Origin of the sequence: Streptomyces katrae, assembly GCF_000966975.1 — a bacterium.
GTDB classification, from domain to species: Bacteria; Actinomycetota; Actinomycetes; order Streptomycetales; family Streptomycetaceae; genus Streptomyces; species Streptomyces katrae.
Window position 1 is genome coordinate 1 of the sequence record NZ_JZWV01000834.1, and the last position, 264, is coordinate 264.

1 pseudogene is annotated in these 264 nt (G+C 80.3%); it reads left to right on the forward strand.

Annotated features, from left to right (window positions below):
- Positions 1-264: pseudogene (locus VR44_RS49455) on the forward strand (hypothetical protein); the annotation flags it as partial.

Genomic DNA, 264 nt, shown 5'->3' on the forward strand with positions numbered 1-264 from the left:
GCACGGGCCCCTGGCTGCCGGCGCCCGTGGTGGCCGCGATCGCGCAGAAGGCGGAGGAGCTGCTCAACGCGGAGGCGGCGGAGCCGGAGGAGCCGGAGGAGGAAACGGAGCTCCTCGTACGGGACCCGGCACCGGGGACGGTGTCCGGTGCGGTGTCCGGGCGGGCGGTGTCCGGACCGGACGCGGTGACGACCACCGCCCTTCCCCCGCGGACCCCGCCGCCCACGGCGGCCCGGCCCGGCCGGTCACCGGCCGGCCCGGCCC